23 protein-coding genes and 1 tRNA gene are annotated in these 25,046 nt (G+C 56.9%); 19 read left to right on the top strand and 5 right to left on the bottom strand.

Annotation, left to right across the window (positions count from 1 at the left end):
* The first annotated feature begins 58 nt into the window (after positions 1–58).
* Positions 59–1,933 carry a penicillin-binding protein 2 gene (mrdA, locus tag LAC65_RS13350; RefSeq protein ID WP_039380131.1) on the top strand — a complete coding sequence of 625 codons (1,875 nt, stop codon included), beginning with the start codon at positions 59–61 and terminating at the stop codon, positions 1,931–1,933.
* A gap of 3 nt (positions 1,934–1,936) precedes the next feature.
* On the opposite strand, the gene LAC65_RS18225 is transcribed toward mrdA, so the two are convergent.
* Complete coding sequence (locus LAC65_RS18225) at positions 1,937–3,253, bottom strand: methyl-accepting chemotaxis protein (RefSeq protein WP_039380129.1); 1,317 nt, start codon at positions 3,251–3,253, stop codon at positions 1,937–1,939.
* Between the two features lie 196 nt (positions 3,254–3,449).
* Between LAC65_RS18225 and LAC65_RS13335 the strand changes: the two genes are divergently transcribed.
* Positions 3,450–3,525, top strand: a tRNA-Phe gene (locus tag LAC65_RS13335).
* A gap of 255 nt (positions 3,526–3,780) precedes the next feature.
* A complete protein-coding gene (locus tag LAC65_RS13330) occupies positions 3,781–4,974 on the top strand; it encodes an MFS transporter (protein ID WP_039380128.1) in 1,194 nt (397 codons plus the stop codon).
* Between the two features lie 104 nt (positions 4,975–5,078).
* Here the strand turns inward: LAC65_RS13330 and LAC65_RS13325 are convergent, their stop codons facing one another.
* Positions 5,079–5,585 (bottom strand): ferritin-like domain-containing protein, encoded by a 507-nt coding sequence (locus tag LAC65_RS13325; RefSeq protein WP_039380127.1) that lies wholly within the window; start codon positions 5,583–5,585, stop codon positions 5,079–5,081.
* A gap of 18 nt (positions 5,586–5,603) precedes the next feature.
* Positions 5,604–5,801: a con-10 family general stress protein gene (locus tag LAC65_RS13320; RefSeq protein ID WP_039380126.1), complete on the bottom strand. Its 198-nt coding sequence runs from the start codon at positions 5,799–5,801 to the stop codon at positions 5,604–5,606.
* A 562-nt stretch (positions 5,802–6,363) separates the two neighbouring features.
* On the opposite strand from LAC65_RS13320, the gene LAC65_RS13315 reads away from it, so the two are divergent.
* The 4 genes from LAC65_RS13315 (at position 6,364) to LAC65_RS13300 (ending at position 10,066) form a co-directional block, all read left to right on the top strand.
* Entirely contained in the window at positions 6,364–7,323 is a 960-nt protein-coding gene (locus LAC65_RS13315; RefSeq protein WP_052246444.1) for a LysR family transcriptional regulator, read from the top strand.
* 246 nt (positions 7,324–7,569) lie between these two features.
* Positions 7,570–9,024, top strand: coding sequence for an NAD(P)-binding domain-containing protein (locus LAC65_RS13310; protein WP_039385635.1), 1,455 nt, complete (start codon positions 7,570–7,572; stop codon positions 9,022–9,024).
* Positions 9,021–9,503 carry a CMD domain-containing protein gene (locus tag LAC65_RS13305; RefSeq protein ID WP_039380124.1) on the top strand — a complete coding sequence of 161 codons (483 nt, stop codon included), beginning with the start codon at positions 9,021–9,023 and terminating at the stop codon, positions 9,501–9,503. The genes LAC65_RS13310 and LAC65_RS13305 overlap by 4 nt, the downstream gene beginning before the upstream one ends.
* Positions 9,500–10,066: a peroxidase-related enzyme gene (locus LAC65_RS13300; RefSeq protein WP_039380123.1), complete on the top strand. Its 567-nt coding sequence runs from the start codon at positions 9,500–9,502 to the stop codon at positions 10,064–10,066. Before LAC65_RS13305 ends, LAC65_RS13300 begins: the two co-directional genes overlap by 4 nt.
* A 53-nt stretch (positions 10,067–10,119) precedes the next feature.
* On the opposite strand, the gene LAC65_RS13295 is transcribed toward LAC65_RS13300, so the two are convergent.
* Positions 10,120–10,817 (bottom strand): IS1 family transposase gene (locus tag LAC65_RS13295; RefSeq protein WP_223429336.1). Its coding sequence is split into 2 segments (ribosomal slippage): positions 10,120–10,568 and positions 10,568–10,817, totalling 699 coding nucleotides; the frame shifts between segments, so codons are not numbered across the junction.
* A 41-nt stretch (positions 10,818–10,858) separates the two neighbouring features.
* Here LAC65_RS13295 and LAC65_RS13290 point away from each other — a divergent pair.
* The 6 genes from LAC65_RS13290 (at position 10,859) to LAC65_RS13265 (ending at position 17,498) form a co-directional block, all read left to right on the top strand.
* Positions 10,859–11,590, top strand: coding sequence for an amino acid ABC transporter ATP-binding protein (locus LAC65_RS13290; RefSeq protein ID WP_224144788.1), 732 nt, complete (start codon positions 10,859–10,861; stop codon positions 11,588–11,590).
* A 20-nt stretch (positions 11,591–11,610) separates the two neighbouring features.
* Positions 11,611–12,426: a transporter substrate-binding domain-containing protein gene (locus LAC65_RS13285; protein WP_039380121.1), complete on the top strand. Its 816-nt coding sequence runs from the start codon at positions 11,611–11,613 to the stop codon at positions 12,424–12,426.
* An 86-nt stretch (positions 12,427–12,512) separates the two neighbouring features.
* On the top strand, positions 12,513–13,199 hold the full coding sequence (locus LAC65_RS13280) for an amino acid ABC transporter permease (RefSeq protein WP_200889504.1): 687 nt from the start codon (positions 12,513–12,515) through the stop codon (positions 13,197–13,199).
* Between the two features lie 14 nt (positions 13,200–13,213).
* Entirely contained in the window at positions 13,214–13,906 is a 693-nt protein-coding gene (locus LAC65_RS13275; protein ID WP_039380119.1) for an amino acid ABC transporter permease, read from the top strand.
* Between the two features lie 1,672 nt (positions 13,907–15,578).
* The gene (locus LAC65_RS13270; RefSeq protein WP_039380118.1) at positions 15,579–16,550 is read left to right on the top strand and encodes a sensor domain-containing diguanylate cyclase; all 972 of its coding nucleotides are present in this window, start codon (positions 15,579–15,581) and stop codon (positions 16,548–16,550) included.
* Positions 16,551–16,673: 123 nt separating this feature from the next.
* Positions 16,674–17,498, top strand: coding sequence for an alpha/beta fold hydrolase (locus LAC65_RS13265; RefSeq protein ID WP_039380117.1), 825 nt, complete (start codon positions 16,674–16,676; stop codon positions 17,496–17,498).
* A 45-nt stretch (positions 17,499–17,543) separates the two neighbouring features.
* Here the strand turns inward: LAC65_RS13265 and treF are convergent, their stop codons facing one another.
* A complete protein-coding gene (treF, locus tag LAC65_RS13260; RefSeq protein WP_052246511.1) occupies positions 17,544–19,202 on the bottom strand; it encodes an alpha,alpha-trehalase TreF in 1,659 nt (552 codons plus the stop codon).
* An 832-nt stretch (positions 19,203–20,034) separates the two neighbouring features.
* Between treF and LAC65_RS13255 the strand changes: the two genes are divergently transcribed.
* The 6 genes from LAC65_RS13255 (at position 20,035) to LAC65_RS13230 (ending at position 25,040) form a co-directional block, all read left to right on the top strand.
* On the top strand, positions 20,035–21,459 hold the full coding sequence (locus LAC65_RS13255; RefSeq protein ID WP_039380115.1) for a cytochrome ubiquinol oxidase subunit I: 1,425 nt from the start codon (positions 20,035–20,037) through the stop codon (positions 21,457–21,459).
* Positions 21,460–22,464 (top strand): cytochrome d ubiquinol oxidase subunit II, encoded by a 1,005-nt coding sequence (cydB, locus tag LAC65_RS13250; protein WP_039380114.1) that lies wholly within the window; start codon positions 21,460–21,462, stop codon positions 22,462–22,464.
* Between the two features lie 22 nt (positions 22,465–22,486).
* Positions 22,487–22,633 (top strand): DUF2474 domain-containing protein, encoded by a 147-nt coding sequence (locus LAC65_RS13245; RefSeq protein ID WP_369826793.1) that lies wholly within the window; start codon positions 22,487–22,489, stop codon positions 22,631–22,633.
* A 194-nt stretch (positions 22,634–22,827) separates the two neighbouring features.
* Complete coding sequence (locus LAC65_RS13240) at positions 22,828–23,694, top strand: helix-turn-helix domain-containing protein (protein ID WP_039380113.1); 867 nt, start codon at positions 22,828–22,830, stop codon at positions 23,692–23,694.
* Between the two features lie 250 nt (positions 23,695–23,944).
* Positions 23,945–24,088: a cytochrome P450 gene (locus tag LAC65_RS13235; RefSeq protein ID WP_223811773.1), complete on the top strand. Its 144-nt coding sequence runs from the start codon at positions 23,945–23,947 to the stop codon at positions 24,086–24,088.
* Positions 24,089–24,248: 160 nt separating this feature from the next.
* Entirely contained in the window at positions 24,249–25,040 is a 792-nt protein-coding gene (locus LAC65_RS13230) for a siderophore-interacting protein (RefSeq protein ID WP_039380111.1), read from the top strand.
* Positions 25,041–25,046: the final 6 nt, after the last annotated feature.

Raw genomic sequence — 25,046 nt, 5'->3', positions numbered from 1 at the left:
CTGGCTCTGACGCTCACGCTGTTTATCATTAGCGCGATAATGAAGAGACCCTTTCCTGATGAATTTTCGCAATTTCGAAGCTGAAGAAAAACTGTTTGCCCGGCGGGCGCTGGTGGCATTTGCGCTGGTGGTGACCTGCTTTATCGTTCTGGGAATCAATCTTTATCGTCTGCAGGTCCGTCAGCACCGCTACTACCAGACGCGCTCCAACGAAAACGACATTAAAATGATCCCCATCGCGCCCACGCGCGGGCTGATATACGATCGCAACGGCATTCCGCTGGTACACAATGTCACCTGGTATGACGTACTGGTTACGCCCTATAAGGTCAGCGATATGGCGGCCACGCTCCGCGCCCTGACGCCGCTGCTTGATCTGACGCCCGATGATATTGAAGCATTCAGGCATGCGCTGCAGCACAGCAGCCGCTATAAACCGGTCGAGCTGAAAGCGGAGCTTACCGATCGTCAGGTGGCACGCTTTGCCGTGAACCAGTTTCGTTTCACCGGCGTCAGCGTATCGACTTATCAGGATCGGGAATACCCCTATGGCGCTGACCTGGCGCACGTGGTGGGCTACGTCTCCAAAATCAACGACGCTGACTACCGGCGGCTGAACGAGGCGGGCACCGGGGAGAACTACGCCGCGGACCATAACATCGGCAAGCAGGGCATTGAAGGCTACTATGAGACGCTGCTGCACGGCAAAACCGGCTATCAGGAGGTGGAGGTCGACAACCATGGCCGCATCGTGCGCGTGCTGAAAGAGGTTCCACCCGTGGCTGGCAAAAATATCTGGCTGACCCTCGATCTGCATCTGCAGCAGTATGTTGAGCAGCAGCTGGCCGGCCAGCGTGCGGCGGTACTGATTGAAGATCCGCACGACGGCAGCGTACTGGCGATGGTCTCCAGTCCCAGCTACGATCCCAACCCGTTTGTGAAAGGCATCAGTTATAAAGCCTACAAAGCGCTGCTTCAGAATAAAGATTTGCCGCTTATCAACCGCGTCACGCAGGGCCTCTATCCGCCCGCCTCGACGGTAAAGCCATATATGGCGATCTCTGCACTGCTGACCCACACTATCACGCCCGCGACCACCTTCTTTGGCGGACCCACCTGGACCCTGCCCGGCACGCACCGCACCTGGCGCGACTGGAAAAAAACGGGCCACGGTATGCTGGACGTCACTAAAGCGATTGAGGAGTCGGCAGACACCTTTTTCTATCAGGTGGCATTTATGATGGGTATCGATCGCATTCATACGATGCTGAGCCAGTTTGGCTATGGCAAGTCAACCGGTATCGATCTTAACGAAGAGTACACCGGTCTGCTCCCCGATCGCGCCTGGAAAAAGCGGGTGCATAAACGGGCGTGGTATCAGGGCGATACGGTATCAGTCGGGATCGGGCAGGGCTACTGGATCGCAACCCCGATCCAGATGGTCCGGGCGATGGTCGCGCTGATCAATAACGGCAAAGTGATCACGCCGCATCTGCTGGCTAAAGCGCAGCGTGGCGGCTGGCAGCAGCCTTATCAGCCCGTCAGGCCGCAGCCGCAGATTGGCGAGGCGAACTCGCCATACTGGGGGCTGGTGCGCCGGGCGATGTTTGGTATGGCTAACGCCCCTAACGGCACCGGATATAAATATTTTCATACCGCGCCATACGGCATTGCAGCGAAGTCCGGGACGTCGCAGGTGTTCAGCCTGAAGCAGAATCAGACCTATAATGCGAAAGCGATCCCGATCCGGCTGCGCGATCATATTTTTTATACCGCGTTTGCACCGTTCAGCGATCCTAAAGTGGCGATTGCGTTGATTCTGGAAAACGGCGGAAACGAGAGCGTGAGCGCCGCGCCGGTAATGCGCAATATTCTCGATCATATCTTCCTGCCGCCGGCATCCGACGCGCCGCTGCAGACGGCAGGGCAGTAGCGGCTACTCTTCTTTTAACGTCGCGGTGACGTGGCCGATAGCGCGGACCACGTCACCTGAGCTGCCGCGGATCTCCGCCATCATGTCGCCCGCCTCCTGAGCAAGCAGTACGCCCTGATCGGCGCGTTTCAGGTTAGATGCAATGCCCTGCAGCGCTTTCTCTGCCAGCAGATGGTTATCGCGCACCCGGTTTTCGATTTCAGTAGTGGCGCGATTGATATTTTCCGCCAGCGCACGCACCTCGTTCGCGACGACGGCAAAGCTGCGTCCATGCTGTCCGGCCCGCGCCGCCTCAACCGCCGCGTTCAGCGCCAGCAGATTGGTCTGTTCGGCAATACGGCGGATGCTTTCGACAATCGCGCCAATGCGATCGGAGGAGTCGCTGAGATTGGTAATATCACCGGAGATACCGTGCAGTTCGCCTGCCAGCGCATTCATGGTCTGCACGCTGTTCTCCAGCACGGTAGCGCCCAGGCGGGTGCTTTCGCTGGTCTGCAGCGCCGTCTGATACGCCTGCTGCGCAGCGTCACGCTCCTGCTGGCTCTTCTCCACCTGCGGGGTCACATCAGTGGCGAATTTAACAATTTTATAGAGAGTGCCCGCCTCATCGAAAACCGGATTATAGGTGGCGCGCAGCCAGACGGTACGGCCCTGTTTATCCACGCGCTGAAACTGGCCGGAGATGTATTCACCCTGATTCAGCTTCTGCCAGAAACGACGATAGGCGTTGCTCTGCTGCGTTTCTGGCGGACAGAACTGACTGTGGTGCCGGCCAAGGATCTCCTGCTCCCGATAGCCCATGGTTTTAAGAAAATTGTCATTTGCCATCAGCACTTCGCCCTGCAGATTAAAGGCGATAACCGCCATTGAGCGATCAATAGCCGCCGTCATGGCGCGCTGCTCCTGCGTATCCAGAATGTGTGCCGTAATGTCACTCGCCAGCTTAACGATCTTTATTACCCGGCCGCTGCGGTCCTGTACCGGCACATAATTGGCTTCCAGCCAGACCGGACGGCTGTGTTTCGCCACGCGCAGAAACTTATCGCTGAACCCCTCGCCGCGGTTGAGCCGTTGCCAGAAATCGCGATACGCGGCCGAGTGCACCATATCGGGCGTACAAAACAGAGCGTGGTGCTGCCCGACGATCTCCGGCAGGGTATAGCCCATGCGCTCCAGAAACAGATCGTTGGCGGTGATAATTTTGCCGTCCGGCGTAAACTCAATCATGGCGATAGCATCCTGCAATGAACTGAGCGTCGCGCGGCTGCGCTTTTGCCACGCAAGGCGTGACATGATACCTGATGCAATAGTGCTGAACATGGTGGACCTTTTTATGTTTATTGGATGTCAGCACGGTTATCGGCAGCCGGATGCGAAAATCCATCGCGACAGCGCAGCAGAGTGTGTCAGAATTTAACCAGTAAGCGCAGCGGATGCTCTAAAAGTCAGCAGTCAGCGCGTATTTGCTGAAAAGCGTTTGACGCTGCGGCCGGGGTAGGGTTTAATGCGCCCCGTTGCCCGAATAGCTCAGTCGGTAGAGCAGCGGATTGAAAATCCGCGTGTCCCTGGTTCGATTCCGGGTTCGGGCACCACAATTCAGAAAACCCGGCCTTATGGCCGGGTTTTTGCTTTTCTGCGCTCCCCATATTCGCTCTGCGCTCCGGCGTATACGCTCCACTCCTGGTCTGACACAGTCAGCACCTTCATCTGCACGATCGCACCCCGGATACAGACAGACAGCTGCGAACACTGCTTTCATTTAGTTACTTTTACACTACGTGACTTTTCCTGAATCTTTGCCATTACTTAACAGGCGGACCCGCACTAAAAAATCAGGAATATGAGCAATGCCGATACGATCGCTGCAGGCGCTTTGTCTGGTGAGCTTTTTTCTCGCCGACGTGCGCGACGGGCTGGGACCTTTTCTGGGGATATTTTTAACGCAGCGTGGCTGGCAGCCAAATGATGTCGGCCTGGTGATGACGGCGGGCGGGCTGGCGGGGCTTATCGCCACGCTGCCTGCCGGGATCGTTACGGATGCCACGCGCTACAAACGTCTGCTGCTGCTGGGTGGCTGCGCGCTGATTACCGTTGCCACGCTGTGGCTCTGGTATTCACAGCAAAGCTGGGTGGTAGCAATTACGCAGATTATCAGCGGCGTTTCTGCCGCGTTTATTGCCCCGGTGCTGGCAGGGATCACGCTGGGTCTGGCCGGACAGCGCGGTTTTAACCGGCAGATGGGGCGCAACGAAGCGTTTAACCACGCCGGGAATATGAGCGCTGCGCTGATTGCCGGGGCCGCGACATGGTACTGGGGGACCGGCTCGGTATTTATCCTGATGACAGCGATGGCGTTGCTGACCTCACTCGCTATCCTGGCCATCCGCGGAAAAGATATTGATCATCAGGCAGCGCGCGGTCTGGATGCGTCTGCGGGCGGCGCGGTTCCCCGCCTCTCTGACCTGACGCGCAACGCACCGCTGATGACCACAGGCATCACGCTGCTGCTGTTCCATCTCGCGAATGCGGCCCTGCTGCCGATGCTCAGTATGCGCGTAGCCGCCTCGCCCGGCGGCATGAATCCCGGCGTTTATGCTGCTGCAACCGTTATTATCTCGCAGGCGGTGATGATCCCGGTAGCGCTCTGGACGGCGGCGCGCGCCGAAACGCTGGGGTATCAGCGTCTGATTATGCTGGCGCTGCTGCTGCTGCCGCTGCGCGCCGTACTCGCCGCCAGCTTTACCAACCCCTGGATGATGATCCCGGTTCAGGTGCTGGACGGCATCGCGGCCGGTACGCTGGGCGTCGCCGTGCCTGGTTACATTGTTCAGCTGTTGCGCGGCAGCGGACACGTTAATGCCGGACAGAGTGCGGTGATGCTGATGCAGGGAGCGGGTGCCGCCTTTAGTCCGGCGCTGACCGGCATGATTGTCAGGCACTACTCTTATAGCGTGGCGTTCAGCACGCTAAGCGTGATTGCGCTGACAGCGCTGCTGATCTGGTGGCAGGCGAGGCGGTTCGCGCCGGTAAGTGAGGCATAAAAAAGGCCAGCACAGAAGCAACCTCACTATGCTGGCTGACCAGCTGGCCGATAAATAATATGCAATGTCAAAGTCCGGGGAAGAAAATCAAAGCGCAGCCAGCGCTATTTCTTTGCTTCTACGCCTGGTGTACTGGAGCGGATAAGGAACTGCTTTGTAACGTCGCCCAGATGATTGGCTGTCCAGTCGGCCATCGCCTGTTCCTGCTCGCGAATGCGGGTGAAAATTGACACGCTCTCGCTGTCGTTAAGCTGTTCCGCCGCGGCAATGAGCGCAGTGTAATTCGCGATCTCAAAGTTCTCAAAAACGTTGCCGCTGATGGCGCCTTTCACCACCTCATCTTCGGTCATCATTCCGCCAACTGCCTGGCCAAACGCCGACAGTTTTCCTGCGGCATCTTTGATCACCGAACGGGACGTGTCGTAACGGTCAATGACGCTCTGCACCAGCTGCTGCTGTTCACGTGTTTCATCAATGTGCTGCTCAATACGCGCTTTGAGATCGGGATAGTGTTCGAGCCGGGCTGCCATTTTTTCCAGCATGCTCTCCGCCTGCTTCTCCATAGCGTGTGCATCTCTGACCCAGTCAATAAAATGTTCTTCGTAAGTCATTAGATTCTCCCGTTAATGTTAAGCCTGTGCACCCTGTGCAGCATCTTTATCTGTGCCACGACGACTCTTTTTACCCCCTTTACGGCCCGCTTCAATTGCGCGCTCAGGGTTATTGCGAAAGTTACCGCCGCTGACCTGACCGCCTTTTTTCCCCGCTTCGCGGGCACGTTCAGGATTCAGGGCAAAATTACCGGCACCGCCACGTGGATTGCTCATCATTTACTCCTCAGAGGGTAAAGCATATTAAAGTATTTAGTTTGCAACTTAAGGTTAGCGTTATTTTCCGGATTAACAAGGGCGCCAGCCAGGAATAATCTTAATTGGGGTTTTTATATTTTTTATTTCTTTAAGAGCTAATTTATAAAATCACGATTCGTTTTGTGTACAGAGAAATACTATTTGTACAATAAATTTTATCTCGGTATTTATAGATATTTATCCTTAATTTTTAGTGCTTTAATTCAATTAAAGGTGGTTTTTATAAGTTGTACGATTTTACTGTGTGTTGTACAGATTTATATTGCAAGGTAACAGAGTGTCGTATGAAGTGAATTAAGCGCAGCGGTGGAAAGTATTTCTTAAATTTAACATGTAATTTTTTGTCAGTTGATTTTTTTGACTGAGATCATTTCAGCCAGGGCAATAATATATTCTGGAGTGGTCATTACCTAAATTGAGACTTTCAGGTTATGCAGTGACTTAACGGGGCTCTGCACCTTATGATGGCGGCATCACTTATGCTCAGCCCGGTGAGCAAGCATGCAGGAATCACCCCGTAATGAATTTACTCAACGATCTCGATCTGCGTCAGCTGGAAGCGTTCGCAGCGGTTATTGCAGCGGGCAGCGTGACCGCCGCAGCGAAAGCGCTGAATCGCTCACAGCCTGTGGTTTCACGCCAGCTGCAGGAGCTGGAGCTCTCTCTGGGCTATCCGCTCTTTATCCGCAACGGACCGCGTATTCACCCCTCCGAAGAGGCGCTGCAGCTGCATCAGTATGTGCAGAAAGCGCTGCTCTCTTTACAGCAGATCCGGCTGCGTGCGCAGGAGATCGCGCAGCAGCAGCAGCGGCCACTCAGCATTGCGGCCACGCCGGCGCTGGCTGCAGGGCTGCTGCCACAGGCGCTGGCGGCGATTGGCCTGCACAATAAAGTGCAGATTATCAGTGAGTCTGCTGCGCAAACGGCGCACGCGGTGATCACCGCCGAGGCGGACATCGGCCTTTGCAGCCTGCCGCTGGAGCATGATGCAGTGGTATTGCACTGGATCGGCCACGCGCGCTGCGTGGTGGCGCTGCCGGATAGCGACCCGCTCGCGGCGCAGCCGCAGATATCGCTCAGCCAGCTGGCGGGACGGCGACTTATCGCCCCCTGGAACCCGCAGCGCCTGCGCGGGCGCTATGAAAAAGCGCTGAAGCGTGTCAATACGCCGTTGCCGGAAACCATTGAAACCAACTCTTCGGCAAATATTCTTGGCTGCGTCCGCGCCGGGCTGGGCGTGGCTATTCTGGAGCCGGTATCCGGCTGGGGAATGCCGCTGGCTGGCGTCACTATCTGTACGCTGGAAGAGGATATCCCCTACTACTTTGGCGTGGTCACGCCGCAGGGCCGGCAGATCACCGCGGCAGCACAGGCGCTGGTAGAGGCACTTGCCGCCGCAGCTGCCGCGCTGTTACCTGATTTTCAGCGGCTGGCCTCAAGCGAACACACCCGCGTTATGCGGCTTATCAATCAGCTTTAAGGCGTCTGCAGGGCGCGGCGACCGGCTTATACCCATTCCGGCATAAGATATAAGAAATCCATTGGTTAAATGCTGAGCGCTATTATTGACTCCATCCAGCCGCAGGAGGAGTATGCAAAGCCTTAGCTTTTACTATGCGTATTAACAATCATTAGCCGGTAACTATGCGTTATCAGGATAATAAGGCCGGCGATTGTGGGTATGCGTTTGACAGCGTTTTTTGCGCTGACATCAGGGGATACTTATATGACTTCAGCTGCCGACGGTCTGGCCGCGCTGGAAGCTCAGCTACAGCAGGACCTGGAATACCTTGAACTGCCCGCAAAACCCTGGGTGCCTGCGCACACGGTTGATAATCAGCCGGTGCGCGATGTTGTCGTGATCGGTGCCGGGATGTGCGGCCTGGCGGCGACGGCCCGGCTGCAGCTGGCGGGTATCACCAATAGTATTACTTACGATACCGCACCGGTGGGGCAGGAGGGGCCGTGGGTCACCTTTGCCCGCATGGAGACGCTGCGTTCACCCAAATCACTGCAGGGACCGGCACTCGGTCTGGCCTCGCTGACCTTTCGCGCATGGTATACCGCGCAGTGGGGAAAAGCGGCCTGGCAGGCGCTGGACAAAATCCCGAAAGAGATATGGATGAACTATCTGGTCTGGTACCGGCAGGTGCTGAATCTGCCGGTACAGAACGGCGTCCGCGTTACCGCCATTGAACCTGCCGGGTCGCTGATTGCGCTGACGCTGGAAGGCGCAGCGCCGGCACGCGTCTATACCCGCCGGCTGGTGCTGGCAACCGGCCGTTCCGGCCTGGGCGGCGTTGCCGTTCCCCCCTTTTTGCAGGGCGTCGATCGCCGCTTCTGGGCACACTCCGCCGACAACATCGACTTCCGTGCGCTGCAGGGTAAGCGGGTTGCGGTGATCGGTGCCGGTGCCTCGTCAATGGATAATGCCGCAACCGCGCTGGAGCAGGGCGCTGCCAGGGTGGATCTGCTGATCCGCCGTAAAGCGATGCCGCGCATCAATAAAATGACCGGTATCGGCAGTCAGGGCGTGGTACACGGTATGCACCAGCTGCCGGATATGTGGAAATGGAAGTTTGTTGATTATACCGCTGCCACCCAGACGCCGCCGCCGCGCGCCTCCACCCTGCGTGTTTCGCGTCATGAAAATGCCCGTTTTTTGCTGAACTGCGCTATCAATGCCGTCAGGCCCGAAGGGGATGAGCTGGTCATTGAGACGACGCAGGGGCCGCTGCGCTATGACTACCTGATTGCGGCTACCGGTTTCAGCAACGATTTCAGCGGCCGATCCGAATTCGCCGCCATCGCCCCGCACATCCGCCGCTGGGCAGACGGTCGCTATCAGCCTGCCATGGGGCCGGCGCGCCAGAATATGCTGGAGGCGCCTGACCTGGGACCCGGGTTTGAGTTTCGCGAGCGCTCCCCCGGCGCCTGCCCGATGCTTTCACATATTCACTGTTTCAATGATGCCGCGATGCTGACGCACGGCAAAGTCTCCGGTGATATCCCTGCGGTAAGCGCCGGTGCCGATCGGCTGGTGCGGGCGATTGCGGCCTCGCTGTTTGCCGAGGATGTGGAGCAGCACTATGCCAGCCTGCAGGCGTATGACACGCCTGAATTACAGGGCGATGAATGGGTGGACGCCACCCCCTTACTGAATCAGGAGAACGCGTTATGAGTGACGCTATCGATCGCGCCGCCGGGCTGACCCCTAACGCGGCGCTCTACCAGACGCGGCGCCTGCGGCCGGAGTTTGTTGATGGCGCCGAGGCGTGCCGTCGATCCGTGCTGACACCGGAAGATGACCAGGGCCTCTCTGCAGCCCTGCGGCTGGCGCTGGCACAGCGTATGGCACGGCTGAATCAGGATAGCGCGCTGGAGCAGGCGTATCAGCATGAACTGGCGCAGCTGCAGCCGGCAGATGAGCTGCTGGCGCTGGCAGAAGGTGCGCTGCCGGCAGGTGAACCGCTGGCGACTATTGTGCGTCATACCGATCTGATTACGTGCCAGCCGGTGCAGGCCACAGAACAGCATATCCGGCTGCTGGAGCAGGCGGGACTGAATAATCCGCAGATTGTGGCGCTTTCTGAGCTCATTGCCTTTATTAACTTCCAGACGCGCGTTGCGGCTGGCCTGCGCCTGCTGAGGTCAGCATGATCCCTTCTGTTTCCCTGAAGCCGCTGCACTGGCACCCCTATATTGCGCCGGTAAGCGTAGACGACGCCACGCCTGCCCAGCGCGATGCGATGAAAATCACACCGTCTAACAAGAAGGTGTCGGAGTATGTCCGCACGCTGGTACACGATCCGGAAAGCTACACCGCACGCACCGGGCTGTTCAACGCCATCATGTATGTTGAAGGCGGCCTGAATCGCGCCGATCGTGAGCTGGGTGCGCTGGGCGCGTCAATCGTGAACGGCTGCCGCTACTGCGCGGTGGTGCATGCGCGCCGGCACGTGCAGCTGGCTGATAACGACGCGGTGGTCAGTGCAATCTATTTTGACCGCGCCGATGCGCTGGGCGAGCGCGACGCCGCGATCTATCACTTTGCCCGCCGCCTGTCGGTCACGCCAGCCGAAGCGACGGCAGAAGATATTGCGCCGCTGCGTGCGGCCGGAATGGACGATCGGGAGATTATCGACCTGATCCATGCTATCGCCATCTTTGGCTGGGCCAACCGTCTGATGCATGTGCTGGGCCATGCTGACCTGAATAAATAGGGCAATGCCATGTTAGAACTTAATAATATTACGCTCGCGGTAATGACTCCAACTTACTGATAGTGTTTTATGTTCAGATAATGCCCGATGACCTTGTCATGCAGCTCCACCGATTTTGAGAACGACAGTGACTTCCGTCCCAGCCTTGCCAGATGTTGTCTCAGATTCAGGTTATGCCGCTCAATTCGCTGAGTGTAACGCTTGCTGATTACGTGCAGCTTTCCCTTCAGGCGGGATTCATACAGCGGCCAGCCATCCGTCATCCATACCACGACCTCAAAGGCCGACAGCAGGCTCAGAAGACGCTCCAGTGTGGCCAGAGTGCGTTCACCGAAGACGTGCGCCACAACCGTCCTCCGTATCCTGTCATACGCGTAAAACAGCCAGCGCTGACGTGATTTAGCACCGACGTAGCCCCACTGTTCGTCCATTTCAGCGCAGACAATCACATCACTGCCCGGCTGTATGCGCGAGGTTACCGACTGCGGCCTGAGTTTTTTAAGTGACGTAAAATCGTGTTGAGGCCAACGCCCATAATGCGGGCGGTTGCCCGGCATCCAACACCATTCATGGCCATATCAATGATTTTCTGGTGCGTACCGGGTTGAGAAGCGGTGTAAGTGAACTGCAGTTGCCATGTTTTACGGCAGTGAGAGCAGAGATAGCGCTGATGTCCGGCAGTGCTTTTGCCGTTACGCACCACCCCGTCAGTAGCTGAACAGGAGGGACAGCTGATAGAAACAGAAGCCACGGGAGCACCTCAAAAACACCATCATACACTAAATCAGTAAGTTGGCAGCATCACCTACGCTCGCCTATGGTAACAACCCGATTCTGAAAGGGGTCGATCTGACGGTAAAGCGGGGCGATGTGGTGTCGATTATCGGGCCAAGCGGCACCGGTAAAACCACGCTGCTGCGCTGCATTAATTATCTGGCAAAGCCCACAGCCGGAACGATCGCGCTCGATCAGATCCGCATGGATTATCGCAAACCCGATAAAGCGGCGATCCAGGCGATCCGCCTGCGTACCGCGATGGTATTTCAGCAGTTCAACGTCTTTAAGAACATGACGGTGCTGGAGAATGTGATGGATCCGCTGATCGTGATCCAGCGCAAAAGCCGCCAGGAGGCGCGGACCATCGCGCTTGAGGAGCTGGAGCGGGTCGGACTCGGCGCGAAAGCCGATCACTATCCTTCCCAGCTATCTGGCGGACAGCTGCAGCGCACCGGCATTGCCCGCGCACTGGCGGTGCGGCCGGAGGTCATTCTGTTTGATGAACCGACCTCTTCGCTGGATCCGGAGCTGGTGGGTGAGGTGCTGAAGGTAATCAAAGATGTCACCTCCTCAGGCATCACCTCGCTGCTGGTCACGCATGAGATGCAGTTTGCGAAAAGCGTCTCTAACCGCATTGTGTTTATGGATCAGGGGGTGGTCGCCGCGCAGGGTACGCCGGCAGAGATGTTTGAAAACCCGACCCTGCCGCGCCTTGCCCAGTTTCTCAGCTCAGAACGCATATTCTAATAATCAGAGGAATCAAGATCATGCCTGCACTTAAAACAACATTACGTCGCCTGGCCGCGCCTGGCATCATCGCACTGGCGCTGGTCAGCGGCAGCAGCTTTGCCGATGCGGTTCGCACCATCAAAATCGCTACCGCTGCAGAGTCCAAGCCGCTCTCCTGGGGCGCGATTGGTCATGAGCCGCAGGGCTATGAGCCCGACGTGCTGAAAGCGATTAATGCCAGACTGCCGCAGTACAAATTTGTGATGGAAGGCGCCGCGGATATCGCTCAGGAGACCGGGCTGGCGACCGGCAAATATGATATGGCAACCGGCGGCTACTATAAGGCCCCGGCGCGTAGCAAGCAGTTCCTGATCCCGGATGCACCGATGGGTGCCAGCCTGATGAAGATCTACAGCCGCAGCGACAGCACCATTCAGGGCATGAAAGATCTGGTGGGCAAAAAGGTTGTCCCGGTGACCGCTGGCGGTGGCGTCTACAAATTTGTGACGCAGTGGCAGCAGGATAATCCGAACGACAAGATCGCCATTAAAGCCTCCAGTGCTGGCGTGCCCTATCCGGATCGCCTGAAAGAGGTGCAGAACGGCAAGTATGACGCGCTGATCCTGCCATCAAACCTCGGCGAGCAGACGGTCATTGATAACCAGAAACTGGCTATCAAAGCGAGCGAACCGGTGGCGATCAACAACACCTATGTGCTGCTGCATCGTTCGGCAGAGAATCAGGCGCTGAGTCAGGACATTACAAAGGCGCTGCAGGATCTTAAGGCGGACGGTACGCTGGATAAGCTGGCGCAGAAGTGGTTTGGTGAAGACGTCACGAAATATATGCAGTAACGGATTCACAAGCAGATACCGCGCCGGCTCTCTGGCAGGCGCGGCTCTATAGTAAGCAGGAGTGTTTCACCGTGAATCTATCCGCCATGATCCCCGAGCTGCTGTCAGCGCTGCCGCTGACGCTCGGTATTATGTTTGTTGCGATGCTGGCTGGCTTTGTTCTGGCGCTCATCACGACGCTTTTCCGCATCCGTCGTATTCCGCTGGTCAGCCAGCTGGCCGATCTGTACGTCTCTTATGCGCGCAGCGTGCCGGTGGTTCTGCAGCTGTTTGTCGCTTTCTACGGCCTGCCGCTGATTACGCAGCAGCTCGGCTTTACGGATTTTGTTTCACCTAATCTGGCCGCCATGATTGGCCTGAGCTTCTATCACGGCGGCTATCTCTCCGAAGTGATGCGCCCGGCGTTTCTGGCGGTAGAGCGCGGTCAGCACGATGCGGCGGACAGCCTGGGTTACGGCTTTCGTCACAAGATGCTGCGCGTGGTAGGACCGCAGGCGGTGCACTTTGCGCTGCCGGGCTATGGTAACGCGATAATTTACCTGATCCATAACGTTGCGCTGGTGATGTATATCGGTGCCGCTGATGTCATGGCGACGGCGCATCTGATTATGGAGCGCGATTATAACCAGTATCAGTTTGGTACCTATCTGGTGCTTGCGGTGATCTATTCGCTGCTCTGTCTGGTCGCCTGGCTGATTATTCGTTTCTTTGAACAGCGTCATGCGAAGTACAGCGCCAAAACGGCGCGCGTCAAGCTGACCGCCAGCGTCTGAGCAGGAGAGCGCGCATGTTTGATACTGAAGTACTACTGCCCGATTTCTGGAGCATTCTGGATGCGGTGCCGGTTACGCTGCTGATGGCGGTAACGGTGTTTATCTGTTCCACGCTGCTGGGCGGGCTGTTTGCATATATTGAGCATCAGCGTATTCCGCTACTGCGTCAGCTGGTGATGGTTTACAAAATTGCCTTTAAAGGCGTGCCGATGGTGGTGGTGATTTTTCTCGCCTACTACGGTCTGCCATCCGCGCTGCATTTCTTCGCTACGCTGTTTAACGTTGAGGTGAATGCTCACTCGCTGCCTAACTGGGTGATTATCATCGTCGCGCTGAGCGCATGCGTAGCGGCGTTTCAGGCAGAAGTGTGGAAAGGGGCGCTGAACTCGTTTGACAGCGGCCAGTCCGATGCCGCGCTGTCGCTGGGTTACAGCGGTGGCCAGCTGTTCCGGCGCGTGATGTTCCCGCAAATCATCGTGGCGGCGATCCCGGATCTGGCCAACGCCTTTATGGTGATTATGAAAGCGCTGTCGCTCGCCTTTGCTATCGAAGTAGTGGATATCTTTGCGCAGGCGCAGCTGACGGCGGCGCTGAACTTCTACTATCTCGAAGCGTTCCTGATTGCCGTGGTATTTTATATGGTGATTGCGTGGGTGGTGACCAAGGTCGCCGATATGATTGAAGCGCGGTTGCGCGTCAGGACCTGAGAGAGAGGAGGCTGGCGCCGGTTCTGTTCGCCACGGGGGCGTGGGGCACGGGACTGGTTCCGTTCGCCACAGGGGCACGGGGCCGGTTCCGTTCGCCGTCAGCCGTGGCAGCAGCCTTTGCCCCGGTACGGCGACCGGGCAGAGGGCGCCTGGCCGCGCCCTCTGCACTCCCCGGCCCTGCGCCAGCCCCGTCCGCCGCTGCGCGGTTCCCTCGCTCACGCCCGCTTCCCGGGGACCGGCCGCCATTCGCTCCTGCTCACCGCGCCCTTTCACCGACGTCCTGTCGGCTCATCCCGGAACCGTGCCCTCCCTCGGCGGACCCGAATGGCGCTTCCCCCGCCTTCTGATTTTTTCTCTTTCCTGGGCTTTTTTGATGGCGGTGGGTTCTGGTGGTTTGCGCTTTTTTCCTTTCACATGTGTTTTATGGCTGACGGTCCTGTCGGAAAGCTTCAGCGCACACCAGACCAAATTTAAAAAAAACAAAATGAAGAATTTGCAGGCGGGGAGGGGGGCGCCATCCGCAGCGCCGGGCGCAGAGTGACGGCCAGGGCGAGCCGGCAGGACGCCGGCGAGAGCGCGGGCTGAGCAGGAGCGAATCCGCGCGGTCCGTTAAGGCCGGAGGGATAAGTCCGGGAATTCGCGAGGACGGCGCGGGGCGCGGATTGCTAAGGGGCGCGCCCACCCGCCCCTTAGCCCGTCCGCGTGCGGGAGCGCCGCTGAAACTGCCAGAAGCCTGGCGGGCGGAACCCCCCCGGTGCCGCGCGCTGCTTAGCGCACAGCCGCGTGCTGCTGCCCCGGGGCCGGTTCCGTTCGCCGTCAGCCGTGGCAGCAGCCTTTGCCCCGGCACGGCGACCGGGCAGAGGGCGCCTGGCCACGCCCTCTGCACTCCCCGGCCCTGCGCCAGCCCCGCCCGCCGCTGCGCGGTTCCCTCGCTCACGCCCGCTTCCCTGGGACCGGGCGCTATTCGCTCCTGCTCACCGCGCCCTTTCGCCGACGTCCTGTCGGCTCATCCCGGAACCGTGCCCTCCCTCGGCGGACCCGGATGGCGCTTCCCCCGGCTTCCACTTTTTTCTCTTTCCTGGTTTTTTTTATGGCTGTGGATTTTGTTCGCAGGTTCAGACCCTGCAACCTTTTAAGAATGAAAAAATGAATGTGCAGGCGGGAAGGGGGCGCTATCCGCAGCGCCGGGCGCAGAGTGACGGCCAGGGCGAGCCGGCAGGATGCCGGCGAGAGCGCGGGCTGAGCAGGAGCGAATCCGCGCGGTCCGTTAAGGCCGGAGGGATAAGTCCGGGAATTCGCGAGGACGGCGCGGGGCGCGGATTGCTAAGGGGCGCGCCCACCCGCCCCTTAGCCCGTCCGCGTGCGCAAGCGCCGCTGAAACTGCCAGAAGCCTGGCGGGCGGAACCTCTCAGTGCCGCGCGCTGCCGCACCCAGCCTCGCGCTGCCGCACCCAGCCTCGCGCTGCTCAGCGCAAAGCTCCGCGCTATTTTCTCAGCCCCGCGCTGCTTCGCGCCCAGCCCCAACAGACAAAGCAAACTGAAAACTGGCCGATAATGCGCCATTACTTCTGCGGTTGGGACAATTTTCCGAAACTCGTCGGCTTTTCACCTCGTCTGTTTACAGAAAATTCAGGGCAGGCAAAATAGCGTTTATTTTCTCACCGTAATTGACTATGTCTGAAGAAGCCCTGCGTCAGCAGATCCAGAACCTGAAAAAACACAACGCGCGCCTGAAGCGCATTGCGCATGATGCGCGCAATAAACTCAGCGCTGCGCTGGATGGCACCGGACTCTGCCTGTGGCAGCTGGACATTCCCAGCGGCAAACTGGTGATATTCAACCGGCGCTGGGGGGCGATGCTCGGCTTTCAGCCGAAAGAGACCAAAGCGCGGTTTGATGCCTGGCGGGAGTGCCTGCATCCGGAAGATGCTGATGAGGTGCTGCGGGCGTTTTACGACCATATCGAAGGGCGGGCACCGTGGTATGAGGCGCTGCACCGCATGATTGGCAAAAATGGCAAAATTACCTGGGTGCTGGACCGCGGTCGCGTCAGCGAGTGGGATGCGGCGGGTAATCCGCTGCGTGTGACCGGTACGCATATCGATATGACCAAAGAGAAAAATTATGAGGCTCAGCTTGCGCTGCTGGCGCATCACGATCCGCTGACGGGTCTCGCCAATCGCCATGCGCTCTCCGTTCAGTTTGCGCAGATGCAGGCCGGAGGGCCGCTCTGTGTGGCGTTTATCGATCTGGACAACTTCAAACACGTCAATGATACGCTCGGTCATCGCAGCGGTGATGAAGTGCTGATCCAGCTCAGCCAGCGGATGCTGGACGCTCTGCCGCCTGTGGTGCTGGCAGGCAGACTCGGCGGTGATGAGTTTGTGCTGCTGATGCCATTCCTGATCGACTACCCTAAAGTGCGGATTCTGGCGCAGGCGGTGCTGGAGGCGGCGCTGCAGCCGTTTGATGTCGACAACGGTCTCGCACAGATTGGCGCTTCAATCGGGGTGGCTCAGGTACGGGCAAAAGAGAGCTTTGATGATGCGCTGAAACGGGCGGACGAGGCGATGTATCAGGTGAAGCGTAACGGAAAACAGGGGATAAGGCTTGCTGCCTCCGGGCAGGAGAGACGCGACATTTAATTATTAAACGCATCCGCTGTCACCCCTGTTCGCGTAATGCGCCTAAACTTGTCTGTGATTATTGCTGCAGCGATCTCTGCCGGCAATAAAACTGCCTGTTATCGGCCACACACGGAGAATGAGATGAGCACCTTTCAGACTAAAGATGGCGTTACGCTCTGGTTTAAAGACTGGGGCAGCGGCCAGCCAGTGCTGTTCAGCCACGGCTGGCCGCTGGATGCGGATATGTGGGACAGCCAGCTGACTTTCCTCGCGGAGCGGGGCTATCGGGTTATCGCGTTTGACCGTCGCGGTTTTGGCCGCTCAGAGCAGCCGTGGAAAGGGTATAACTACGATACCTTCGCTGATGATATCCATGACCTGATCGAACATCTCCAGCTGGAAGAGATTACGCTGGTAGGGTTTTCAATGGGCGGAGGCGATGTCACGCGCTACATTGGCCGCTACGGCAGCGCAAAAGTAAAATCGCTGGTGCTGCTGGGTGCCGTGACGCCGGTGTTTGGCCGGAAAGCGGATCATCCGGAAGGCCCGGAACAGGCGGTCTTTGATGATATCAGGGCGGGATTACGTCAGGACCGTGCGCAGTTCATCAGCGATTTTGCCACGCCGTTTTATGGTCTGAATGCCGGACAGCAGGTTTCAGACGGGGTGCTGACCCAGACGCTCAATATCGCGTTGCTCGCTTCGCTGAAAGCGACTATCGACTGCGTTACGGCGTTTGCAGAGACGGACTTCCGGGATGATATCGCTAAAGTCGATGTGCCCACGCTGGTGATCCACGGCAGTAACGATCAGGTCGTACCCTTTGAGGCGACCGGCAAGCTGGCGCATGAGATGATTAAACATTCACAGCTGAAAGTGTATGACAATGCACCGCACGGCTTTGCTGTTACTCATCAGGATCGACTCAACGCCGACCTGCTCGCCTTTTTGCAGCAGCAGAAATAAAAAAAGGTCGCCTGCGGGCGACCTCCTCTGAACTGCAGGGCAGAGTTAATCTGCCAGCAGATGACCATACATCGTCAGCAGACGACGCGTCACGCCGTTGGTCCAGCCAAAACCGTCCTGCAGCGGATATTCGCCGCCGCCGCCCGGACGCGCGCGATCGCCGCTGATATCATATTTCTCAACCAGCTTGTGATGCAGCGAGTAGAAGTTTTTCACCGTCGTCAGCCAGTTCACCGCAATCTCAGTGGCCAGCGTCTCTTCACCGTAATGATTCAGTCCCACTACGGCCATCCACTGCAGCGGTGCCCAGGCGTTAGGCGCGTCCCACTGCTCGCCGCTCTCGACCATCGAGGTCAGCAGTCCGCCCTGCGTCAGCAGCAGCTGGCGCAGCGCAATCGCCTGCAGATGCGCCTGCTCAGGCGAAGCGAGGCCGAGGAACAGCGGTACAACCGCAGCGGCAGTAAAGGCGCCAAACCGCTCGTTGCGCCAGTCGTAGTCACGATAAACGCCTGCGGTGGTATCCCAGAGGTAACGGTTAATCGCCTGCTTGCGCGCATCCGCTTTTTTCTGCCACGCCAGCGCCGTCAGCTCTTCGCCCCGGGCGTGCGATAGCGTGGAGATCATCAGCTCCAGCTTGTAGAGAAACGCATTGAGATCGACCGGGATAAACTGCGTAGTACGGATACTCGCCAGTCGCTGCGGATCGCGTAGCCAGCGTGAAGAGTAATCCCAGCCGGATGCAGCACCGGCGCGCAGATCGCGGTAAACCTCACTGGCCGGACGGCTCGACTTGCTGGCCGTCTCCACATCTTCCACCCAGGATTCATCACGCGGTGTGTCGCGATCGTCCCAGTAGCGGTTGAGCAGAGAGCCGTCGGGCATGCGCACAACGTGACGATAAGCCTGATGCGGCATCAGCTCACCTGCGCCATCCATCCAGAACTGATACTCTTTCATCAGCTGGTCAAGGTAGCGTTTGGCACCGCGAATGCCATCCTCTTCAAACAGCTCCACCATCAGGGCAAATACCGGTGGCTGCGAGCGGCTGAGATAGTAAGTACGGTTTCCGTTAGGAATATGACCGTAGTTATCGATCAGCCAGGCAAAATTGTCCGCCATATGACGCAGCAGATCGTCACGTCCGGCATCAGCCAGCCCCAGCATGCTGAAATAGGAGTCCCAGTAATAGGTTTCGCCAAAGCGGCCGCCGGGTACCACGTAAGGTTTTGGCAGCGGCAGCAGCGAGGAGTGTGGCATATGCTGCTGAGGCATTTTTGTCAGCACCGGCCACAGATCATCGATGTGCTCTTTCAGCGTTTTATCCGGATTTGAGACATAAAAGCTCTCATTTACCTGCGGCAGGTAAAAGTGCTCATGAATAAACTTTTCCAGATCGAGATCGCCCGCCCGTTTGCGGCGACGATAGCGGATAAGAATATCCAGCGGATCGAATTTAGGCGCGCAGTCGGGAAATGTTTTGCTGTCAACAAAAATATGAGAGGTCTGAACGTGTTCAAACATCTCCAGATAGCGATCGGCAGGCGTCAGCGCATCCGGTGCTGGCAGTCCCTGAATCAGCTCAGGTTCTGGCTCCGAATCCTCTGCGCCTTCACGCACGAACTCATGAGGATCGTATTGATACTCCAGATCAGCATGGGCTTCGTGTTCCCCGAACACATGGCGTGGCTGGTGGTTAGTATTAATAACGGCCTCCTGAAATTCCTGGTTGCTCAAAAGACAAATTATAGAGGGTTCGCGGTTGCAGACAACAATGCGAAATATCTATGAACGTAATAAATATTGTCGATGGATCGCCGTTTTTGCCTTTTTTGCAATATTAACAACGGCCTGTATTTAAAGATATTTAAGGTGTTTCTTAAATATACCTTCAGAAAGCGCACCGGATTAATCTGCAAATAAGAAAATCGCCAATTTCAGGCGCCGCTCTCCCTTTTTTCTTGATCAATTTATGCGGTTGTTTTCTGCACCCGGTGCGCGACTTACGCGTTACAGCCATCCGGGTGTCTGTACATCCGGAATCTGCACAGGACCTCGCCGCGGTAAATTTTTTGCCAGATGAGCAGGCGCTAAGCGAAAACGTTATTAATTACCTTTCGCTATAAACAGGTTTTTTTTAATTTTAATTTAACTAAAAAACGGCCGTGCAATAATTTTTACACTGCGCTGGCGCAAACATCAGGCTGCCGTTTTGGTTGTTACCGTAATTAACAATCAAATGAACTGCTTAAAGAAGTAATCTCTTTTACAGCCGCTAAGCTTAATAACAACATTGTCACAATAGAGCAGGATAATTAACCTTAACTCAGTGATTTTAAACAGATAGTTTCTGGCAAAAACAATGATCTTAATCAAGATTTACTGGTATAGTTTTATTCACTCCTACTTTTCCGTTTGTTCCTGCCGGTTTCTCACATTTGGCGGGAATTGATGACGGCGTAGCAGAAATTATTCTGTGCGCCATCTTTGTTAATAATAAGTAAAAATTCCGCGTAATTTTGTGGCAATGAGGTAAGCAATGTTTGGATTAGATGCTTTTCATCTGGCCAGGATACAGTTCGCGTTTACTGTCTCCTTCCATATTATCTTCCCGGCCATCACTATCGGGCTTGCCAGCTTTCTGGCAGTGCTTGAGGGGATGTGGCTGAAAACCCGTAACGAAACCTATCGCGATCTCTATCACTTCTGGTCGAAAGTGTTTGCGGTGAACTTCGGTATGGGGGTGGTCTCAGGTCTGGTTATGGCCTATCAGTTCGGGACCAACTGGAGCGGGTTTTCGCAGTTTGCCGGGAGTATTACCGGTCCGCTGCTGACCTATGAGGTGCTGACTGCCTTCTTCCTTGAGGCGGGCTTCCTCGGCGTCATGCTGTTTGGCTGGAACCGCGTCGGACCAGGCCTGCACTTCTTCGCCACCTGTATGGTCGCGTTAGGTACGCTGATCTCCACGTTCTGGATCCTCGCATCAAACAGCTGGATGCACACGCCGCAGGGCTACATCATCCAGAATGGTATTGTGGTGCCGGAAGACTGGTTCAAAATTGTGTTTAACCCCTCATTCCCTTATCGGCTGTTCCATATGTCGGTGGCGGCATTCCTTGCCAGCGCCTTCTTTGTGGGCGCGTCCGGGGCATGGCATCTGCTGCGCGGCAATGACAACCCGGCGATCCGCAAGATGTTCTCAATGGCGCTGTGGATGGCGCTGATTGTTGCTCCGATTCAGGCGATGATTGGCGATGCGCACGGCCTGAACACGCTGGAGCATCAGCCGGCAAAAATTGCTGCCATTGAAGGACACTGGGAAAACCCGCCGGGTGAAGCCACGCCGCTGATCCTGTTTGGTATTCCGGATATGGAAGAGGAGCGTACGAAGTATGCGCTGGAAATTCCTTATCTCGGCAGCCTGATCCTGACGCACAGTCTTGATAAACAGGTTCCGGCACTGAAAACCTTCCCGAAAGAGGATCGGCCTAATTCGCTGGTGATCTTCTGGTCGTTCCGCGTCATGGTGGCGATGGGGCTGCTGATGATCACGCTCGGCGTGTTCAGCCTGTGGCTGCGTTATAAACAGCGTCTTTACAGCTCACGACCGTTCCTGTGGTTTGCGCTGCTGATGGGACCATCGGGCCTGATCGCTATCCTTGCTGGCTGGTTCACCACTGAAATCGGACGTCAGCCGTGGGTGGTTTACGGCGTGCAGCGCACAATTGATGCGGTTTCAGCGCATGGCGACCTGCATATGAGTATCAGCCTGCTGGCCTTTATCCTGGTCTACTCATCGGTGTTTGGCGTGGGCTATGTCTATATGATGCGCCTGATCAAAAAAGGTCCGCACACCGGTGAAGGGAAAGATGTCCGTCACGGTGGTCCGGGTCAGGATAAGACGCCAGCGCGCCCGCTCTCTGCTGCACATGAGAGCCTGGATGCTTCGCAGGAGGGTAAATAAATGATCGATTTTTCCGTTATCTGGTTCGCCATCATCGTCTTTGCCACGCTGATGTATATCGTGATGGATGGCTTTGACCTGGGCATCGGTATTCTGTTTCCGTTTAACAAAGATGCCGTTGAGCGCGACATGATGGTTAACACCGTGGCGCCGGTCTGGGATGGTAATGAAACCTGGCTGGTCCTGGGCGGAGCAGGGCTGTATGGTGCCTTTCCGCTCGCCTATGCGGTGATCGCTGATGCACTGGCGATCCCGCTGACGGCTATGCTGATCGGCCTGATTTTCCGCGGTGTGGCGTTTGAATTTCGCTTCAAGGCGACCGAAGAGCATCGTGCATTCTGGGATAAATCGTTTATTGCCGGCTCGCTGCTGGCGACCTTCAGCCAGGGCGTGGCGGTCGGTGCGATGATCAACGGTTTCCCGGTTAAAGGACGTGAGTTTGCCGGTTCAGCTCTGGACTGGCTGGCCCCGTTCCCGCTGTTCTGCGGCGTGGGTCTGGTCGTGGCCTATGCGCTACTGGGCTGCACCTGGCTTATCATGAAAACCGAAAACGAACTGCACCGTAAAATGTCTGCGCTGGCTACGCCGCTGGTGATTGCGCTGCTGGTGATAGTCGGCATTATCAGCCTGTGGACGCCGTTTGCTCACGAAGCGATTTCGCAGCGCTGGTTTACCCGGCCAAACCTGTTCTGGTTCCTGCCGGTGCCGGTACTGGTTCTGCTCTGCTCGTGGGGGATCATGCGCGCCATCAAACGTGAGGCGCACTATTCGCCGTTCCTGCTGACGCTGGCGCTGATTTTCCTCGGCTTCTCCGGGCTTGGCATCAGCGTCTGGCCAAACATTATTCCGCCATCCGTAACTATCTGGGAAGCGGCATCGCCGCCGCAGAGCCAGGCCTTTATGCTGGTGGGCAGCCTGCTGATTATCCCGATGATTCTGGGCTATACCTTCTGGAGCTACTATGTGTTCCGCGGAAAAATCAAAGCTGACGCAGGATACCATTGAGATGCAAACGGAGGTCAGCAACATGAAACAGCACACTGAACACAAAGCGCCGCTCTGGAAGCGGGTGATGTGGCTGGTGATCATCTATGGTGCAAGCGTGCTGGCACTCGGCGTGGTGGCATCCCTGTTTCGTATGATGATGACCGCGGCAGGTATGCGTTCGCATTAATATCTGTCTGCAGCAGAGCGGCACAGCACAGCGTGCCGCTCGCCTTGCGTTAAAAAAAGTTAGTAACCTAAGCAATTAGTGCGCCGCCCTGAGCGGATCCTTTACTCTTCCTTACGTTGGTTAGGCGATTTTGTTATATTTATGTGACAAATAACGCATTAACGCGCGCTTTCCTGACTCATTCAATTAGAACCATGCTTAGCCTGAACCTGAAAAAGCAGTATATCTCTGACCTGGTTGACTGGATTGAAGCCAACCTGACCGATGAGCTTAATATCGATCTTATCACCCTGAAATCAGGCTATTCCAAATGGCATATGCAGCGCATGTTCAAGGAGATGACCGGCCAGACGCTGGCCTCCTACACGCGCAAACGCCGCCTGACTTTATCCGCTATGGCGCTTCGCTTAACCAGCATGCCGCTGATCGACATCGCCGTACGTTTTGGCTTCGACAATCAGCAAAATTTTACCCGCGTGTTCAAAAGCCATTTCTCGCTGACGCCTGGCGCCTATCGTCGTATTCCGGAAATGCGCATGAAAGCTTTTCACAGCCGCATCTCTGCGCCGCGCCCGTGGGTTAAAACACGGCTCGCCGAGAAGCCGGAAATTCGTCTGAGTGGAGAGGTGGTGGAGTGGGAGTGCCGCTTTGGCGAATATATTGACCATCACAATCATATTGTGGCGCAGCATACACGCGACTTTATCGCCTTTGCCGGACAGCACGCCACGCGCGGCTGGCTCGGTTTTCAGTTCAGTCCCGGCGTGAGCTCGCTCGATCAGCAGCATATCAGCCTGTTTCAGGCGCTGGAGAGTGAGCACGCTGACGTTCTGCCGCAGCATGTGCAGAACTGGACCGGCGAGAGCGGGCTGTATGCAGAGATCGACTGGCATGGCGCGCCGGAAGAGATCAACGCCTTCACCGCCGAGATTTACTACAACCATCTGCCCGCGCTCGGCGTGGCACGCCGGCCCGGTAAAGATCTGCTCAGGCTCGATTTGAAATACAGTACGCCGCAGCTGCTGCAGGGCACCTTTCATATTCCGGTAGCACTGGAATAATCAGCAAATTGTGCGGCTAAATGTGACAAACCGCACAATTTTATAAACCCTGCGCCGGTAGCGGCGTAAAATTCTGCTCCGAAGCCTGACCTGCCGCGCCATGTGCTGGCAGCGCAGCATCAGGCTGGATGGCTCTCTGCATTCCCGATCCGCTCCGGATCTTTAAATGAAACCCTAAATTATCATGCGACTTTTACCGTTGTTCTTGTCCGCGGCGCTTGCCGTTTTTTCATCGCTGGCCGGTGCGCAAATGGCTGAGCCATTTTCACCCCCCGGTGGCCTGCATCCGCACCAGCAGCGCTGTGCTCAGCAGGAAATTGTGGGTGATAACGCACTGCCTCAGTATGAAAACAGTGAGAACGTTTCTCTCTGCTGCAGCGATCTGCACGCCTGACACTTGCCGCCGCTCTCCGCTAATGCGGCAACCGCATTTTTCGACATTGTTTCCCGGCGCGGTCACCGCTATCGTTTCGCCACGTAATGAGAATTATTTACATTAATTTAGCGTGGCGGCACAGGCGGAGTGCGCTGCTGCCGCTGCCGGGAGAAGTGAATTGTCACAGAAAAAGAGTCGTGCACCGCAGCGAGTGCGTAATGAGCTGCGCTTTCGTCATCTGACGGTAGCCAGCAAAACCCGTGTTGCCGGCGTCTTCTGGCGCATTGTATTTACCGGGGCCGATCTGGCAGGCTTTCATTCCCCCTCGTTTGACGATCACATCAAAGTCTTTTTTCCCTCCGGGCCGGGCTGCGATGTTGCGCTGCCGCAGCTGAGTGAAGAGGGCATCGTCTGGCCTGAGGGCGTGCGTCCCGCCGCGCGTGACTACACGCCGCTGGCGTTTAACGGCGTCGACTCTCTGACGCTCGATTTCTATATGCATGATGACGGAGTGGCGAGCGGCTGGGCAGCTGCGGCTAAGCCTGGCGACCGGATCGCGATGGGCGGGCCGCGCGGCTCCTGCATTATGCCGGTGGATTACGCCTGCCAGGTGTATGTCTGCGATGAAACCGGGCTGCCTGCTTTTAAGCGGCGCTATGCGGAGCTGCAGGCGCAGCACGTTCACCTGCTGGCGTTTACGGATGCCGCTATCGGACACGACTATCTGGAAGAGATGGAGGGCGTTACCGTCCACTGGCTGGGCAGCAACCGTATGGCGACCACTACGCCAGCGCAGCTGACGGCAGAACTGGCTGCCATCGATTTTACCGGCGATGACTATTTTGTCTGGCTGACCGGAGAAGGCAATGCGGTGAAGCAGCTCAGCGACTATTTTACGCAGCAGCGCGGCGCGGATACGGACTTTGTCCGCGCCGTCGCCTACTGGCATCAAAAGTCACCTGAAAAGTAAGCAGCG

The organism is Pantoea eucrina (genome assembly GCF_020079945.1).
In the GTDB taxonomy this organism is placed as follows: Bacteria; Pseudomonadota; Gammaproteobacteria; order Enterobacterales; family Enterobacteriaceae; genus Pantoea; species Pantoea eucrina.
This window is presented reverse-complemented; position numbering and strand designations above follow the sequence as displayed.

Excerpts from the sequence above, each read along its gene's own strand:
- mrdA (WP_039380131.1), top strand. The coding sequence starts at position 59 with ATGAATTTTCGCAATTTCGAAGCTGAAGAAAAACTGTTTGCCCGGCGG.
- LAC65_RS18225 (WP_039380129.1), bottom strand. The coding sequence starts at position 3,253 with ATGTTCAGCACTATTGCATCAGGTATCATGTCACGCCTTGCGTGGCAA.
- LAC65_RS13330 (WP_039380128.1), top strand. The coding sequence starts at position 3,781 with ATGCCGATACGATCGCTGCAGGCGCTTTGTCTGGTGAGCTTTTTTCTC.
- LAC65_RS13325 (WP_039380127.1), bottom strand. The coding sequence starts at position 5,585 with ATGACTTACGAAGAACATTTTATTGACTGGGTCAGAGATGCACACGCT.
- LAC65_RS13320 (WP_039380126.1), bottom strand. The coding sequence starts at position 5,801 with ATGAGCAATCCACGTGGCGGTGCCGGTAATTTTGCCCTGAATCCTGAA.
- LAC65_RS13315 (WP_052246444.1), top strand. The coding sequence starts at position 6,364 with ATGAATTTACTCAACGATCTCGATCTGCGTCAGCTGGAAGCGTTCGCA.
- LAC65_RS13310 (WP_039385635.1), top strand. The coding sequence starts at position 7,570 with ATGACTTCAGCTGCCGACGGTCTGGCCGCGCTGGAAGCTCAGCTACAG.
- LAC65_RS13305 (WP_039380124.1), top strand. The coding sequence starts at position 9,021 with ATGAGTGACGCTATCGATCGCGCCGCCGGGCTGACCCCTAACGCGGCG.
- LAC65_RS13300 (WP_039380123.1), top strand. The coding sequence starts at position 9,500 with ATGATCCCTTCTGTTTCCCTGAAGCCGCTGCACTGGCACCCCTATATT.
- LAC65_RS13285 (WP_039380121.1), top strand. The coding sequence starts at position 11,611 with ATGCCTGCACTTAAAACAACATTACGTCGCCTGGCCGCGCCTGGCATC.
- LAC65_RS13280 (WP_200889504.1), top strand. The coding sequence starts at position 12,513 with ATGATCCCCGAGCTGCTGTCAGCGCTGCCGCTGACGCTCGGTATTATG.
- LAC65_RS13275 (WP_039380119.1), top strand. The coding sequence starts at position 13,214 with ATGTTTGATACTGAAGTACTACTGCCCGATTTCTGGAGCATTCTGGAT.
- LAC65_RS13270 (WP_039380118.1), top strand. The coding sequence starts at position 15,579 with ATGTCTGAAGAAGCCCTGCGTCAGCAGATCCAGAACCTGAAAAAACAC.
- LAC65_RS13265 (WP_039380117.1), top strand. The coding sequence starts at position 16,674 with ATGAGCACCTTTCAGACTAAAGATGGCGTTACGCTCTGGTTTAAAGAC.
- LAC65_RS13255 (WP_039380115.1), top strand. The coding sequence starts at position 20,035 with ATGTTTGGATTAGATGCTTTTCATCTGGCCAGGATACAGTTCGCGTTT.
- cydB (WP_039380114.1), top strand. The coding sequence starts at position 21,460 with ATGATCGATTTTTCCGTTATCTGGTTCGCCATCATCGTCTTTGCCACG.
- LAC65_RS13245 (WP_369826793.1), top strand. The coding sequence starts at position 22,487 with ATGAAACAGCACACTGAACACAAAGCGCCGCTCTGGAAGCGGGTGATG.
- LAC65_RS13240 (WP_039380113.1), top strand. The coding sequence starts at position 22,828 with ATGCTTAGCCTGAACCTGAAAAAGCAGTATATCTCTGACCTGGTTGAC.
- LAC65_RS13235 (WP_223811773.1), top strand. The coding sequence starts at position 23,945 with ATGGCTGAGCCATTTTCACCCCCCGGTGGCCTGCATCCGCACCAGCAG.